The following is a 14,043-nucleotide window of genomic DNA, read 5'->3' on the forward strand; positions in this document are numbered from 1 at the left end:
CCTTTCTGCCGCCAGTTTTCCCCGCGCCCGCGGTGCGGGCATGGCGCGATCGGGCCGAAGCGGTGGCATTCGCCGGGTATTCTCGCGACCGCCGTGCCCGGACCGGGGCCGTCCCGCTTTCCCGATCCGGCGCTTTGCTCTAAGCGGGGGCATGGCCCTGACGCTCTCCTCCATCGCCGATCTGGCGCGGCTCGATGTCGACGAGATCATCGACGTGCGCTCGCCCTCGGAATATGCCGACGACCATGTGCCGGGGGCGATCAGCCTGCCGGTGCTGGACGATGCCGAACGGGCGCGCGTCGGCACGATCTACAAGCAGGTCTCGCCCTTCACCGCGCGCAAGCTGGGCGCGGCGCTGGTGGCGCGCAATGCGGCAGCGCATCTGGAAGGCCCGCTGGCCGACCGGCCCGGCGGCTGGCGACCGCTGGTCTATTGCTGGCGCGGCGGGCAGCGGTCCGGGTCCTTTGCGACGATCCTCGCGCAGATCGGCTGGCGGGTCGAAACCCTGCAGGGCGGCTATAAAAGCTGGCGCGGCCTGGTGGTCGAGGCGGTGCACCAGCGGCCGGTGCCCGCGCCGGTGGTGCTGCTGGACGGCAATACCGGTTCGGCCAAGACCGAACTCCTGGCGCTCTTGGCGGCGCGCGGGGTGCAGGTGATCGACCTCGAGGGGATGGCGCGGCATCGCGGCTCGCTGTTCGGGGCGACCGGGCCGCAGCCGGGCCAACGCGCGTTCGAGGGGCAGCTGGCGCTGGCGCTGGCGCGGCTCGACCCGGCGCGGCCGGTGGTGATCGAGGCGGAAAGCTCCACCATCGGCAGTTGCCGCCTGCCGCCGCCGCTGTGGAAGGCGATGTGTGCGGCGCCCCGGATCGCGCTGGCGGCGCCCGCCGCGGAACGCGCGCGCTACCTCACCCGCGCCTATGCCGACCTGTGCGAGGGTGGCCAGGGGGACGCGGCCCCGGGGGGCGGGCGGCTTGCCGCGACGCTCGACCGGTTGCGCCCCTATCACGCGGCGGACCTGATCCGCGCCTGGCAGGCGATGGCGGCGGCGGGGCAGTTCACCGCGCTGGCGCAGGCGCTGATGGAGCGGCACTACGACCCGCGCTATGCCCGGCATCGCGGACGGCTGGCGGTGCCGGTGCTGGACTGTCCGGCGCCCAGCCTTGCCGAAGCGGCGCTGCCCGATCTGGCGGACCGGGTCGCGGCGCTGGTCGGACCGGCGGCCGGACAGGCCCGTGCCGCCGCGGCATTATCCGCAGGCGCGTCCGGGGGCCGTCAGGACAGCCGGCTGGGGTAGAGCGTGCCGGCCATCCGGCGGGGGGCCTGCTTGTCCTCGGCATCGAGGCCCGACAGGCCGTGATCCGCGGCATCGTGGCCCGAGGCGAAGACCTCGACATCGGGCGCATAGTCCCAGACGGAGGGGTCGACCCGGTCGGCATGCAGTTGCAGCGCCAGCAGCTGCCGCCGGTCATGGCTCATCAGCCAGCCGCCGCAGAGGCAGCCCTTGCGTTCGTCGCACATCAGCACCTCTTCCGGCTGGAACGGCGTCGGCAGGTCATAGGCCGCGAGGGTTTCATAGCGGTCCTCGGCCTTCGCCCCCGCAGGCGCATCGGTCCGGTAGGGGCAGGCGCGGCAGGGCGCCGGAGGCGGCTTCAGCATTTTTCGTCATCCCTGAACTGCGACATCTCGGTGACACGGGTGTCGACAGTCCTATCGCGCCTGTCTTGGACCTTTCTAGGGCGATGAAATGGCGATCGGGCGTCGAAGAGCGCAGACCGGGTCCCGGCAGGTCGGGCGGCGCAGCACCGGGAAGAAGGAGGCCTGGTAGGCCCGGAGGGACTCGAACCCCCAACCAAGGCGTTATGAGCGCCCTGCTCTGACCATTGAGCTACAGGCCCGGCGGCCCTATCCATAGCCGACGGGGCGGGGCGGTCAACAGGAAGCGGGGGGGGCCGCGGCGCGGCGATGCGTCCGGGGCACGTTTCGCCGCTTGGCGAGGGGCGCGGTGTGGGCCCGGACGACGAAGGCCCGCGCCGAAGCGCGGGCCCGGTCAGCCGGTGCAGCGGGGCGAAGCGCCCCGCCGGCTGGATTACTGCTGCACGTCGTCGGTGTCGTCCATCTGCAGTTCGGTGGCCACGGCTTCGCCCTTGGCTTCCGCCGAATCCTCGAAGCGTTTGGTCGCGTCGCTGAATTCCAGCGCGGTCACCGGCGCGGTGGCCTTGGCCATCAGCTCGGGCTGGTCCACGGCGATCACGAGGTTGTTCTCGCCGACCTGGGCCACGCCGGTCGCATCGACCTGCACCTGGTTGCCGTTGTCCATCGCGAAGATGATGTAGTCGAGCCCGCGCTCGGCGTTGAAGGCGGCGGTCACGACCGACCCGACGACCGCGCCGTCCGAGGAATAGACTTCCCAGCCGGCCAGCGGGCCGGCGCCACCGGTCGAGGGGGTGACGATCTCGTGGGTTTCGCCGCTGATCGTGGTGATGGTCACCGGCAGTTCGTTCTTCGTCAGTTCGCCGCCGCCGGTGGCTTCCTGCGCGATGGCAGCGCCACCCAGACCGAGGGCCAGGACCGAAGCGAAGAGAGCGGTTTTGTCGAAGCGTTTCATGTGCATCGTCCTTTCGGATCATGTGTCTCAGATGGGCAGACAACGCAGGTCTGAAGCCTTGGTTCCGCAAAGTCGCGGCCGGATTCGCGCACGACCGGATCGTGCACGATGCAGCCCCGGCGCGGCGGCGAAACCCGGCCCGCGAAAAAAGCGCCCGCGAGACCCTGCCCGCGTTGCCCGCGCGGCCGCGTTGCGCTATCGGGCGGCAGACAGCGAGAGGATGGGCACGGATGACCGAGGGCGCGACGGGTGCGGGCAAGAACGGGCTGACCTATGCGGCGGCCGGCGTGGACATCGACGCGGGCAACGCGTTGGTCGAGCGGATCAAGCCGGCGGCGAAGCGGACGGACCGGCCCGGCACGGCGGGCGGGCTCGGCGGCTTCGGCGCGCTCTTCGACCTGAAGGCGGCGGGCTATGCGGACCCGATCCTCGTCGCCGCGACCGACGGGGTGGGCACCAAGCTGCGCATCGCCATCGACACCGGCCATGTCGACACGATCGGCATCGACCTTGTCGCCATGTGCGTCAACGACCTCGTCTGCCAGGGGGCGGAGCCGCTGCTGTTCCTCGACTATTTCGCGACCGGCAAGCTCGATGTCGATCAGGCGGCGCGGATCATCGAGGGCATCGCCGAGGGCTGCGCCCGGTCGGGCTGCGCGCTGGTGGGCGGCGAGACGGCGGAAATGCCCGGCATGTATCACGGCGGCGATTTCGACCTCGCGGGGTTTGCCGTGGGCGCGATGGAACGGGGCACCGCGCTGCCCGCCGGCGTGGCCGAGGGCGACCTGCTCCTAGGGCTGGCCTCGGACGGGGTGCATTCCAACGGCTATTCGCTGGTGCGCAAGGTGGTGGATGTGGCGGGCCTCGGCTGGGCCTCGCCCGCGCCCTTCGCCGATGCGCCCTTGGGCGAGGCGCTGCTGGCGCCCACCCGGCTGTATGTCCGCCAGGCGCTGGCGGCGATCCGGGCGGGGGGCGTGCATGCGCTGGCCCATATCACCGGCGGCGGTCTGACGGAAAACCTGCCCCGCGTCCTGCCCGAGGGTCTGGGGGCCGAGATCGACCTTGCCGCCTGGCAGCTGCCGCCGGTCTTCCGCTGGCTCGCCACCACCGCCGGCATGGATCAGCCGGAACTGCTGAAGACCTTCAACTGCGGCATCGGCATGATCCTTGTCGTCGCGCCCGACCGCGCCGGGGCGCTGACGGCGCTGCTGGAAGAGGCGGGCGAGACGGTGACGCGGCTTGGCCATGTGCGGGCGGGGCAGGGGGTCAGCTACCGGAACGCGCTTCTGTGAAACGCGTCGCCATCCTGATCTCGGGCGGCGGGTCGAACATGATCCGTCTGGTCGAGAGCATGACCCAAGGTCCCGAGGCGGAAGGCCATCCGGCGGGGCCGGTGCTGGTGGCCTCGAACGATCCCGCGGCGCCGGGGCTGGCCCGGGCGGCGGCGATGGGTGTGCCGGTGGCAGCGGTGGATCACCGGCCCTTCGGCCGCGACCGCGCGGCGTTCGAGGCGGAATTGCTGAAGCCGATCCTCGCCGCCCGGCCCGACATCCTGTGCCTCGCCGGGTTCATGCGGGTGCTGACCCCGGGCTTCGTGCAGCGGTTCGAGGGGCGGATGCTGAACATCCATCCCTCGCTGCTGCCGAAATATCCCGGGCTTCACACCCATGCCCGCGCGCTGGAGGCGGGCGATGCCGAAGCCGGCTGCACGGTGCATGAGGTGACGGCGGCGCTGGATGACGGGCCGCTGCTCGGCCAGGCGCGGGTGCCGGTGGAACCGGGCGATACGGCCGCGACGCTGGCGGCGCGGGTACTGGCGATGGAACACCGGCTGTATCCGGCGGTGCTGCGCCGCTATGCGGCGGGCGACCGGCGGCCGGTGCTGCTGTCCTGAAGGGGAAGGGGCGCTGCCCCTCTTGGCCGTGCCGGCCAATTCACCCCGGGATATTTTCGTCAGCTGCAGGGGGCGGCCGGCAGCGCCGGTCCCGCCGGCCCGCGACAATCCCCGCTTGCCGTCGGCCCGCCCCTCGGGCTAAACCCCCGCCCGCAGGGTGATTAGCTCAGTTGGTAGAGCGCCTCGCTTACACCGAGGATGTCGGGAGTTCGAGCCTCTCATCACCCACCACGCCCGCAGGCGCCGGCCGTTCCGACGGGCTGCCGCCGGAGGCGGGTGCCGGCAATGCGGCGTGGTTGCGCGCAACCCCGAGGGAGACGCGGCATGACCCCATCGACCGACGATCCGCTTCCCGCCTCGCCCGGCATCTTCCACGCGGTCCGGCTGATTCCGGGCGCCGATCCGCGGCAGGCGTTGCGCGACCTGTTCCGGCGCATCGCGCAGCAGCAGGACGGGCTGCAGGCGATGGCGGTGGTCACCTGTGTGGGCAGCCTGACCCGCGCCGCGATCCGCCATGCCGACCGCGATGCGGCGACCGTCCATGAGGGGCGTTTCGAGATCACCTCGCTGACCGGCACCGTCGATCCGGAACACATGCACCTGCATATCGCGCTGGCCGACGGCGAGGGGCGGGCCTTCGGCGGGCATCTGATGCCGGGATCGGCGGTCTATACCACGGCGGAACTGGTGGTGGTCGCGCTGCCGGGCCTGTCCTTCCGGCGCGCGCCCTGTCCGCTGTCCGGCTATGACGAGCTGGTGGTGGCGGCGCGGCAGACCCCGCCCGGATCATGACGACGGGGGCGGCGGCCGCCGCCCCTCGTCCCCCCCGCGCGGCAGGATGTGGGTCTACTGGACGATCATCGCGCTCGGGCGCGGGGTGGCCCCGGTCTCGGCCGGCAGCACCGGCAGCACGATCTCCGGCATCCGGCCCGTCAGGCTGTCGAGGAAGGCCACGATCTGCGTGGTCTCTTCGGGGGCCAGCGCCTCGCCCAGCTGGCTTTCCGCCATGATCTCGACCGCGACGGCCAGATCCCAGACCTTGCCCGAATGGAAATAGGGCGCGGTCACGCCGACATTGCGCAGCGGCGCGGCGCGGAAGACATATTCGTCATCTGCCGTCTCCGTCACCGCGAAGCGGCCCTTGTCGCCTTCGGGCAGGATATCCGCGCCGGGGCGTTCGATCAGGCCGAAGGGATAATAGCCGTGGCCACCGACGTTCACGCCGGAATGGCAGGCGGAACAGCCCTTGTCCATGAACAGCTGCAGCCCGGCCTTCGCCTCGGCGCTCAGCGCCGCGTCATCGCCGTTCAGCCAGGCATCGAAGGGGGCGGGGGTGATCAGCGTCGCCTCGAAGGCCTCGATCGCCTTGGCCATGTTGTCGAAGCTGGTCGGGTTCGCCTCGCCCGGGAAGGCGGCGGCGAACCATTCGCCATATTGCGGCATCGAGTTCAGCATCGCCTCGACATTGGGGGGCGTGTTGGCCATCTCGACCCCGGCCTGCACCGGGCCCTTGGCCTGCGCCTTCAGATCCTCGGCCCGGCCGTCCCAGAACTGCGCCTCGTTCAGCACCGCGTTCAGCGCGGTGGGGGCGTTGCGCGGACCCTTCTGCCAGCCATGGCCGACCGAGGTTTCCATGTTGTCGTCGCCGCCGGTGGTCAGGTTGTGGCAGGAATAGCAGGAAAACACCCCCGAGGCCGAGATCCGCGGATCGAAGAACAGCGCCTTGCCCAGTTCGATCTTGGCGGGGGTGGAGGGGTTGTCGGCGATGGCCGGCGTGGTCGAGGGCAGCGGGTGGAAGATTTCCGCCGCCGCCTCGCGCAGCGGGTCGGCCCGCAGCGGAGCCGCCACCGCGGCGGCAGCGGCCGTGATCATCAACAGGGGAAGCATGCGGGGCATCTCTGGCTCCTTCTGGCTCGTCCGCGCATCTTCTTCGATCACGGCGCCGCGAGCGGAGCCTTGATTTGGATCAATTCTAAACTGGCGAGACAGGGTGACGCAGCCGGGGAACGCCCGTGCCATTCCATCCCCTTATTCCCGCCCGGATTTCCGGCTAGCCTGCGCACAGACAGGGGGCGGGATGATCGCGGACGGGCAGGGGCCGGACAGGGAGGACGGGGTCGGCGAGGCCCGGGACAGGCGCGTGGGCACGGTCCGGCGGCGCCGGGTGTTCTACATCCCCGGCTACGATCCCTTCCATCCGCGCCGCTATCGCGAACTGTATCGCCGCGAGGGCGCCGAACAGGCGCGGCTCGGCGGCTATGACCTGTCGCTCAGCCGCCAGCCCCGCAACCCCTTCGGCTGGACCATCGAGGGCGAGGTCGAGGGCGCGCGGGTCCGCACGGTGATGGATGTGCTGGTCTGGTCCGATATCGTGAAGGGCTCGATGGGCCGCTCGATTCCCGCCACCTATGCACAGATGGCGGCGACGGCCTGGGCCTATATCGGCTCGGGCGCGCTGTTCCGGCTGATGCGGTTGCGCAAGGGGCCGACCATCGCCGCGCTTTACCCCGTGGTCATGCTGCTGGTTCAGGCGGCGCTGGCGGCGCTGGCCGGGTGGCTGGCGGGGCGGCTGCTGACCGGGGCGCTGCCGGCAGACTGGACGGCGCTGCCGGGAATCGCGGCGGGGCTCGCGGTCGCGGCGCTGGTGCTGGACCGGTTCCGCCGCGCCGATGGCCGCTTCTACGCCTATTACCTGATGCATGACTATGCCTTCTCGGCCCGCTGGCAGGGCGCCAACCCGCCGGAGCTGGAGGCGCGCATGGAGGCCTTCGGCGACCGGATCGCGGCGGCGCTGTCGGAAGACTGGGACGAGGTGCTGGTGGTGGGCCATTCCTCGGGCGCGCATCTGGCTGTGTCGGTGCTGGCCGACCTGATCCGCGCGGGGCGGGTGCCCGGCGGCGCGGCGCTGTCGCTGCTGTCGCTGGGGCAGGTGGTGCCGATGATGAGCTTCCTGCCCGGCGCGCGGCGGCTGCGGGGCGACCTGCGCTTCCTGTCGGCGCGGGACGAACTGACCTGGGTGGACGTGACCGCACCGGGGGATGGCTGCGCCTTCGCGCTGTGCGATCCGGTGGCGGTGTCGGGGGTGGCGCCCGAGGGGCAGAAATGGCCGCTGGTCCTGACTGCCGCCTTCACCCGCACGCTGTCGCCCGCGCGCTGGCGGGACTTGCGCTGGCGGTTCTTCCGGCTGCATTTCCAGTATCTCTGCGCCTTCGACGCCCTGCCGGGCCGGACGGACGACTATGACTATTTCCGCATCACCGCCGGCCCGCTGACGCTGGCCGACCGGCTGGGGGGCCGCAGCCCTGCGAAGGGCCGCATCGCCCGGCCGGTCAACCGCTTCACGGATTGCGCATGACCCTGCCGCCCAAACCGCCCGCCCGGCCGGACAAGGTCTCGCTCTGGCGCTATCTGCGGCTGTTCCGGGCCGATATCCTGTCGGCGCAGCCGGCGAAGCTGTATCACGCCTGGATGGCGGAGTTTCGCACGCCTTTCTTCACCAGCTACATGTGCAACGATCCGCAACTTGTTGATACGGTGCTGAAAGACAGGCCGAACGACTTTCCGAAATCCGGCCGGGTGCGCGAGGGTCTGGTGCCGCTGCTCGGCAATTCCGTCTTCGTGACCAATGGCGAGGTGTGGAAGCGCCAGCGCCGGATCATCGATCCCGCCTTCGAGGGCGGGCGGCTGCGCGACACCTTCCCGGCGATGCTGGCCGCGGCCGAGGCGGCCCGTATGCGATTGGCGAAGAACGCTGGGCAAACCATCGAGATCGAACAGGAAACCAGCCACGCCGCCGCCGACGCGATCTTCCGCACCCTGTTTTCCATCCCGATCGAGCACGAGATCGCGGCCGAGGTCTTCGCGCAGTTCCGCCGCTATCAGCGCAACCAGCCGCTGCTGAACCTCGCGGCCTTCCTGCCGCTGCCCCGATGGCTGCCCGGCTGGCTGCCGCGCGCCTATCCGCGCGGCACCCGTGCCACCGCCCGGTCGATCCGTGCGCTGATCGAGCGGCTGACCGCCGCCCGGCAGGCCGAGATCGCGGCAGGCACCGCCCCTGACGATCTGGCGACGAAGATCATGACCACCGCCGATCCGCTGACCGGCGAACGCTTCGACACCGCCGAGATGGTCGATCAGGTGGCGATCTTCTTTCTGGCGGGACACGAGACCTCGGCCTCGGCGCTGGCCTGGACGCTCTATCTGCTGGCCACCCATCCCGGGGCGCAGGACCGCGCCGCCGCCGAGGCCGCCGCCCTGCCGGATCGCCCGCAGATGGCCGACATGTCGCGCCTGCGCTTTACCCGCGACGTGTTCCGCGAGGCGTTGCGCCTGTATCCGCCGGTGCCGATGATGGTGCGCGAGACGGTGCAGGCCGAGACCTTCCGCGGCCGGCCCGTTGCGCCCGGGGCGCAGGTGGTGCTGTCGCCCTGGCATCTGCACCGGCATGACCGGATCTGGGCGGATCCCGACGCGTTCGACCCCGACCGCTGGCAGACCGGGGCCGGGCGGCAGGCGGCGCGCGACGGCTTCCTGCCGTTTTCCGCCGGGCCGCGGGTCTGCACCGGCGCCGGTTTCGCGATGCTGGAAGGGGTGCTGATGCTGGCGGTGCTGCTGCGCGCCTTCCGCTTCGATCCCGATCCGGCCCGGGTGCCGGTGCCGGTGGCGCATCTGACCGTGCGCGCGAAGGACGGCATCTGGCTGCGGATCGTCCCGCGCGCGCCCTGATCCCGCGCAGCCGTTTGTGAACCTTTCCTGACGGCGCGTCCGGCGGATTGCCCGGACCGTCCCGCCCGTGGCAGAAGGTCGCGGAATATTCGCGGGGCCATGATGACCGACCGGACCGTTCTCGGCGGGATCGCCCGCACCTTTCTGCGCATCGGCCTGCTGTCCTTCGGCGGGCCGGCGGCGCAGATCGCGCTGATGCACCGGGTCCTGGTGGACGAGGAACGCTGGCTGACCGAGGCGGAATATCTGCGCGCCCTGTCGCTGTGCATGCTGCTGCCGGGGCCCGAGGCGATGCAGCTGGCCACCTATGCCGGCTGGCGGCGCGGCGGCATCGCGGGCGGGCTGATCGCGGGCGGGCTGTTCGTGGGGCCGGGGGCGCTGATCATCCTCGCGCTGGCGGCGGCCTATGTCGCCTGGGGGCAGGTGCCGCTGGTCGCGGCCGCCTTCCTGGGCATCAAGGCTGCCGTCGCCGCCATCGTGATCGAGGCGCTGATCCGCGTCGCCCGGCGCAGCCTGACCGGCCCCGCGCCGCGGATCGTGGCGGCGCTGGCCTTCGCGGGGCTCTTCGTGCTGGGCCTGCCCTTCCCGGCGATCCTGATCGCCGCGGCGATCTGGGGGGCGCTGGCCGCCCGCGGCGGCACCGCCACCGCGCCCGAACCGGTGCAGCCCGGCGCGGTGGCGCAGGGGCTGCGGGCGGCGGGGGGGCTGACGCTGCTGTGGCTCGCGCCGCTGGCGGTGCTGGCGCTGGCGGGGGCGGACTTCCTGCTGGCGCTCGGGCTGTTCTTCGCCAAGCTCGCGCTGCTGACCTTCGGCGGGGCCTATGCGGTGCTGGCCTGGATGGTCGAGGAAATGGCGGCGGGCCGGGGCTGGGTCACGACGGCGGGAATGATGGACGCGCTCGGCCTGGCCGAAACCACGCCGGGGCCGCTGATCCTGGTCACCGCCTTTGCGGCCTTCCTCGCCGGTCAGGCGCAGGGCGGGGCGGCGCTGGCGCTGGCGGCGGCGCTGCTGACGCTGTGGATGACCTTCCTGCCCTCCTTCGCCTTCATCTTCGCCTTCGCGCCGCAGGTGGGCCGGCTGGTGGCGATGCCGCGGCTGGCCGGGGCGCTGAAGGGGGTGACGGCGGCGGTGGTGGGGGTGATCGCGCATCTGGCGGCGGTCTTCGTGCTGCACCTGCTGTTCGGCCCGGCGGGGGACGGCCCGCTGGCCCTGCCCGCGCCGGACTGGGGCGCGCTGAACCTCGGGGCGCTGGCGATCGCGCTGCTGGCCGGCTGGCTGCTGCTGCTGCGCCACTGGCCGGTGCTGCAGGTGCTGGCGGTGGCGGCCGGGGCGGGGCTGGCGGCGCAGGGCATCGGGGCGGCGATGGCGGCGGCGCTGTAGTCGCCGCCCCCTTTCCTTCGACCGCAAACCTTCTATGCTGGCCGCGAGCCCGCCCCCGGAGCTGAGGAGTTCGGCATGGCCCGCCAGATCGACTATGGCAACCTGATGCATCGTGCCCTGCGCGGGCTGATCCAGGAGGTTCTGGCCGATGTGGCGGCGCATGGACTGCCGGGCGGCCACCATTTCTTCATCACCTTCGACACCACCCATCCGCAGGTGCGCATCGCCAGCTGGCTGCATGACCGCTATCCGGACGAGATGACGGTGGTGATGCAGCACTGGTTCGAGGATCTGAGCGTCGATGACGAGGGCTTCGCCGTGACGCTCAACTTCGGCGAAAGCCCCGAACCGCTCTACATCCCCTTCGACGCCATCCGCACCTTCGTCGATCCCTCGGTCGAATTCGGCCTGCGCTTCGAGACGCAGGAATCGGACGATGACGAGGACGACGAGGAGGATGACGACGAGGACGAGGACGATCAGGACGCCCCCCGCCGCGATGCCGAGGTGGTGCGGCTCGATACCTGGCGGAAGTGACACCTGGCTGACGTGACACGGGGCGGACGTGACGCGGGGCCGGTCCGGCCCCGGCATGCGACGGCATGCCGATTGCAAAGCCTGCCCGCATTTCCTATCACCCGGGGCGACAGCATCCGGAGGCTTGGCCTATGACCACCACCCGCACCGAAACCGACAGCTTCGGCCCGCTCGAGGTTCCTGCCGACAAGTACTGGGGCGCGCAGACCCAGCGGTCGATCATGAACTTCCCCATCGGCTGGGAACGCCAGCCCGTGGCCATCGTCCGGGCGCTCGGCGTCATCAAGCAGGCGGCGGCGGAGGTCAACATCGCCACCGGCAAGCTGGACCCCGCGATCGGTCAGGCGATGGTGCAGGCGGCCTCGGAAGTGGTGGCGGGCAAGTTCGACGACAACTTCCCGCTGGTCGTCTGGCAGACGGGGTCGGGCACCCAGTCGAACATGAACGCGAACGAGGTGATCTCGAACCGCGCGATCGAGATCCTCGGCGGCACGATGGGATCGAAGAAGCCCGTCCACCCGAACGACCATGTGAACATGGGGCAAAGCTCCAACGACACCTTCCCGACCGCCATGCATGTGGCCATCGGCATGGTGGCGCGCGACGTGCTGCTGCCGGGGCTGAGGAAGCTGCATTCGGCGCTGGCGGCGAAGTCGGACGAGTTCAGGGACATCATCAAGATCGGCCGCACCCATACCCAGGACGCGACGCCGCTGACGCTGGGCCAGGAATTCGGCGGCTATGCGCATCAGGTCGCCATGGGGATCAAGCGGGTCGAGATGTGCCTGCCCGCCATCTACGAACTGGCGCAAGGCGGCACCGCCGTCGGCACCGGTCTGAACACCAAGAAGGGCTGGGACAGCGCCATCGCCGCCAAGATCGCCGAGATCACCGGCCTGCCCTTCGTCACCGCGCCCAACAAGTTCGAGGCGCTGGCCGCCCATGACGCGATGGTCATGTTCTCGGGCGCGCTGAAGACGGTGGCGGCCTCGCTGTTCAAGATCGCCAATGACATGCGGCTGCTCGGTTCCGGCCCGCGCTCGGGTCTGGGCGAGCTAATCCTGCCGGAAAACGAGCCCGGATCCTCGATCATGCCGGGCAAGGTCAACCCGACCCAGGCCGAGGCGCTGACCATGGTCTGCGCCCATGTGATGGGTAATGACGCCGCCGTGGGCTTCGCCGGGTCGCAGGGGCATTTCGAACTGAACGTCTACAACCCGATGATGAGCTACAACGTGCTGCAATCCATGCAGCTGTTGGGCGACGCGGCGGGCAGCTTCACCGACAACATGGTGGTGGGCACCGAGGCGAACCTGCCGCGGATCGACAAGCTGATGAAGGAATCGCTGATGCTGGTGACGGCGCTGGCGCCGACCATCGGCTATGACAACGCGACCAAGGTCGCGAAGACCGCCCACAAGAACGGAACCACGCTGAAAGAAGAGGCCATCGCGCTCGGCTTCGTCGATGAAGAAACCTTCGACCGCGTGGTGCGCCCGGAACTGATGGTGGGGCCGGAGGACTGAGGACGGGCGCGGGCGCGCGCGGAGCGGAGAGCCTGGCCGAAACGCGGCGCGGCACGCGCCGCCGGCCAGCGGCCGACCGCCCCCCGGGCGGCCGCTTCCTCACCGTCGGCGCGACGATTGCGGGGGAAGCGGCTTTGCCATCAAGTGGCGACCACGGGCGTCGGCAGCGGCCCCCCGCGGTCGGCCGCTGGCCGGCGGCCCACCCATCGCCTTTCCCCGCATCCATGCTAGTCTCGCCGCGACGGAGGGTGCCATGGCCGAGATCGTGAACCTGCGGCAGGCCCGCAAGCAGAAGGCGAAGGCCGGGGCGCGGGCCACGGCCGATGCCAATGCCGCCAAGTTCGGGCGCAGCAAGGCCGAGCGGGCCCGGCAGGAGGCCGAGGCCGGCAAGGCCCGCCGCGACCTCGACGCGCATCGCCGCGACGGCGGCGACGGGTCCGACGCCGAATGACCCGCCCCGCCAAGCGGTCGCTGACGCTGCACGGCCACCGGACCAGCGTCACGCTGGAGGACGAGTTCTGGCAGGGCTTCCGCGACCTCGCCGCGGCCGAGGGGCTTGGCATCAACGCGCTCGCCGCACGGATCGACGACGCCCGGGGCGACACGGGGCTCGCCACCGCGATCCGGCTGGCGGTGCTGGCGCACTACCGCGACCGCTGACGCGGCTCAGCCGGTGGGGGCCACGATCTCGCGCAACAGCTTCATCCGCAGCGTGGGCGCATAGTCGGCCAGCCCCCGCGCCGTCACCACGAAGCCGCCGGGGGTGATGACATAGCGGCGGTAGAATTCGGTGATCGGGATGCCCGCGCCCGGCTCCTCGATCGCGATGGCGTTGATCTCGATTCCCTGCCGGTGGGCGGCAATGGATTGCGAGGTCACGGGGCGTCCGGCATTGATCGGGCCGTCGCCGGAAATGTCGATAACCCGGCGCCGGCAGCCCCCGGTCCCGTCGAATTGCGGCATTGCCCAGGCGACGAAATCGCCGGGCGCGGTGTCGGAGAAGGCAAAGGCGCGCGGCAGCCCGGCCGCCTCCTGCGCCATCCGCGCCGCCTCGGCGGGTTCCGCGATCCGCGTCCAGGGCAGGACCATGCGCTGCTGCCCGACCGAGGACCATTGCACCACCGCCACCAGCGCCCGGCCCGCCGCCAGCGCCGCCGCCACCTCGGGATCGGCGAGCCCGGCCGCCAGCCCCTCGGTCTGCAGCCGGTATTCGCCCCGGTCGATGGAGCCCGACACGTCGATGGCCAGCATCAGCGCGATGTCGCAGCCCCGCGCGGGCAGGGCCGGGCCCGCGGCGGCAAGGATCAGGGTAAGAGTCAGGCGCAACCGGCCATCCATGCGCCAGTGTGACATGGCGGGGCGGCGCGGCAAAGCGC

Annotated in this window: 15 protein-coding genes and 2 tRNA genes; 12 read left to right on the plus strand and 5 right to left on the minus strand. The window is 71.0% G+C overall.

The annotated features are described in order from the left end of the window. Positions 1–151 precede the first annotated feature (151 nt). On the plus strand, positions 152–1,294 hold the full coding sequence (mnmH, locus tag EEY80_RS14325) for a tRNA 2-selenouridine(34) synthase MnmH (protein WP_126977515.1): 1,143 nt from the start codon (positions 152–154) through the stop codon (positions 1,292–1,294). Here the strand turns inward: mnmH and EEY80_RS14330 are convergent. From EEY80_RS14330 to EEY80_RS14340, 3 genes are all read right to left on the minus strand, one after another. Beyond that, positions 1,273–1,656: a DUF6283 family protein gene (locus tag EEY80_RS14330; protein WP_126977517.1), complete on the minus strand. Its 384-nt coding sequence runs from the start codon at positions 1,654–1,656 to the stop codon at positions 1,273–1,275. The two genes, mnmH and EEY80_RS14330, sit on opposite strands and share 22 nt — an antisense overlap. Before the next feature lie 163 nt (positions 1,657–1,819). Continuing rightward, positions 1,820–1,895 (minus strand) — tRNA-Ile (locus EEY80_RS14335). Positions 1,896–2,086: 191 nt separating this feature from the next. Continuing rightward, a complete protein-coding gene (locus tag EEY80_RS14340) occupies positions 2,087–2,605 on the minus strand; it encodes a hypothetical protein (protein WP_126977519.1) in 519 nt (172 codons plus the stop codon). Positions 2,606–2,835: 230 nt separating this feature from the next. On the opposite strand from EEY80_RS14340, the gene purM reads away from it, so the two are divergent. From purM to EEY80_RS14360, 4 genes are all read left to right on the plus strand, one after another. After that, the gene (gene purM, locus EEY80_RS14345; RefSeq protein WP_126977521.1) at positions 2,836–3,897 is read left to right on the plus strand and encodes a phosphoribosylformylglycinamidine cyclo-ligase; all 1,062 of its coding nucleotides are present in this window, start codon (positions 2,836–2,838) and stop codon (positions 3,895–3,897) included. Further along, a complete protein-coding gene (gene purN, locus EEY80_RS14350; protein WP_126977523.1) occupies positions 3,894–4,499 on the plus strand; it encodes a phosphoribosylglycinamide formyltransferase in 606 nt (201 codons plus the stop codon). The genes purM and purN overlap by 4 nt, the downstream gene beginning before the upstream one ends. 155 nt (positions 4,500–4,654) lie before the next feature. Next, positions 4,655–4,730, plus strand: a tRNA-Val gene (locus tag EEY80_RS14355). A gap of 93 nt (positions 4,731–4,823) precedes the next feature. After that, entirely contained in the window at positions 4,824–5,291 is a 468-nt protein-coding gene (locus EEY80_RS14360) for a PPC domain-containing DNA-binding protein (protein WP_126977525.1), read from the plus strand. A gap of 54 nt (positions 5,292–5,345) precedes the next feature. On the opposite strand, the gene EEY80_RS14365 is transcribed toward EEY80_RS14360, so the two are convergent. Continuing rightward, positions 5,346–6,386, minus strand: a complete 1,041-nt coding sequence (locus EEY80_RS14365; RefSeq protein ID WP_126977631.1) for a cytochrome-c peroxidase — start codon at positions 6,384–6,386, stop codon at positions 5,346–5,348. Between the two features lie 190 nt (positions 6,387–6,576). On the opposite strand from EEY80_RS14365, the gene EEY80_RS14370 reads away from it, so the two are divergent. The 7 genes from EEY80_RS14370 to EEY80_RS14400 all read left to right on the plus strand — a co-directional run bounded on the left by EEY80_RS14370 (position 6,577) and on the right by EEY80_RS14400 (position 13,327). Beyond that, complete coding sequence (locus tag EEY80_RS14370; protein ID WP_235829857.1) at positions 6,577–7,854, plus strand: hypothetical protein; 1,278 nt, start codon at positions 6,577–6,579, stop codon at positions 7,852–7,854. Continuing rightward, a complete protein-coding gene (locus EEY80_RS14375; protein ID WP_126977527.1) occupies positions 7,851–9,224 on the plus strand; it encodes a cytochrome P450 in 1,374 nt (457 codons plus the stop codon). Before EEY80_RS14370 ends, EEY80_RS14375 begins: the two co-directional genes overlap by 4 nt. A gap of 102 nt (positions 9,225–9,326) precedes the next feature. After that, positions 9,327–10,604 (plus strand): chromate efflux transporter, encoded by a 1,278-nt coding sequence (gene chrA / locus EEY80_RS14380; RefSeq protein WP_126977529.1) that lies wholly within the window; start codon positions 9,327–9,329, stop codon positions 10,602–10,604. A gap of 75 nt (positions 10,605–10,679) precedes the next feature. Continuing rightward, positions 10,680–11,141 carry an SspB family protein gene (locus EEY80_RS14385; RefSeq protein WP_126977531.1) on the plus strand — a complete coding sequence of 154 codons (462 nt, stop codon included), beginning with the start codon at positions 10,680–10,682 and terminating at the stop codon, positions 11,139–11,141. Between the two features lie 131 nt (positions 11,142–11,272). Further along, on the plus strand, positions 11,273–12,667 hold the full coding sequence (gene fumC / locus EEY80_RS14390) for a class II fumarate hydratase (protein WP_126977533.1): 1,395 nt from the start codon (positions 11,273–11,275) through the stop codon (positions 12,665–12,667). Between the two features lie 253 nt (positions 12,668–12,920). Further along, positions 12,921–13,118: a DUF4169 family protein gene (locus tag EEY80_RS14395; RefSeq protein WP_126977535.1), complete on the plus strand. Its 198-nt coding sequence runs from the start codon at positions 12,921–12,923 to the stop codon at positions 13,116–13,118. Then, a complete protein-coding gene (locus tag EEY80_RS14400) occupies positions 13,115–13,327 on the plus strand; it encodes a ribbon-helix-helix domain-containing protein (RefSeq protein WP_126977537.1) in 213 nt (70 codons plus the stop codon). The genes EEY80_RS14395 and EEY80_RS14400 overlap by 4 nt, the downstream gene beginning before the upstream one ends. Positions 13,328–13,333: 6 nt before the next feature. On the opposite strand, the gene EEY80_RS14405 is transcribed toward EEY80_RS14400, so the two are convergent. Then, a complete protein-coding gene (locus EEY80_RS14405; protein ID WP_235829858.1) occupies positions 13,334–13,993 on the minus strand; it encodes a DUF1194 domain-containing protein in 660 nt (219 codons plus the stop codon). Positions 13,994–14,043: the final 50 nt, after the last annotated feature.

The sequence above is a fragment of the Frigidibacter oleivorans genome (assembly GCF_003993775.1).
GTDB lineage: Bacteria > Pseudomonadota > Alphaproteobacteria > Rhodobacterales > Rhodobacteraceae > Frigidibacter > Frigidibacter oleivorans.

Bases quoted from the DNA above. Each gene is read 5' to 3' on its own strand.
- mnmH (WP_126977515.1), top strand. From the start codon at position 152: ATGGCCCTGACGCTCTCCTCCATCGCCGATCTGGCGCGGCTCGATGTC.
- EEY80_RS14330 (WP_126977517.1), bottom strand. From the start codon at position 1,656: ATGCTGAAGCCGCCTCCGGCGCCCTGCCGCGCCTGCCCCTACCGGACC.
- EEY80_RS14340 (WP_126977519.1), bottom strand. From the start codon at position 2,605: ATGAAACGCTTCGACAAAACCGCTCTCTTCGCTTCGGTCCTGGCCCTC.
- purM (WP_126977521.1), top strand. From the start codon at position 2,836: ATGACCGAGGGCGCGACGGGTGCGGGCAAGAACGGGCTGACCTATGCG.
- EEY80_RS14360 (WP_126977525.1), top strand. From the start codon at position 4,824: ATGACCCCATCGACCGACGATCCGCTTCCCGCCTCGCCCGGCATCTTC.
- EEY80_RS14365 (WP_126977631.1), bottom strand. From the start codon at position 6,386: ATGCTTCCCCTGTTGATGATCACGGCCGCTGCCGCCGCGGTGGCGGCT.
- EEY80_RS14370 (WP_235829857.1), top strand. From the start codon at position 6,577: ATGATCGCGGACGGGCAGGGGCCGGACAGGGAGGACGGGGTCGGCGAG.
- EEY80_RS14375 (WP_126977527.1), top strand. From the start codon at position 7,851: ATGACCCTGCCGCCCAAACCGCCCGCCCGGCCGGACAAGGTCTCGCTC.
- chrA (WP_126977529.1), top strand. From the start codon at position 9,327: ATGACCGACCGGACCGTTCTCGGCGGGATCGCCCGCACCTTTCTGCGC.
- EEY80_RS14385 (WP_126977531.1), top strand. From the start codon at position 10,680: ATGGCCCGCCAGATCGACTATGGCAACCTGATGCATCGTGCCCTGCGC.
- fumC (WP_126977533.1), top strand. From the start codon at position 11,273: ATGACCACCACCCGCACCGAAACCGACAGCTTCGGCCCGCTCGAGGTT.
- EEY80_RS14395 (WP_126977535.1), top strand. From the start codon at position 12,921: ATGGCCGAGATCGTGAACCTGCGGCAGGCCCGCAAGCAGAAGGCGAAG.
- EEY80_RS14400 (WP_126977537.1), top strand. From the start codon at position 13,115: ATGACCCGCCCCGCCAAGCGGTCGCTGACGCTGCACGGCCACCGGACC.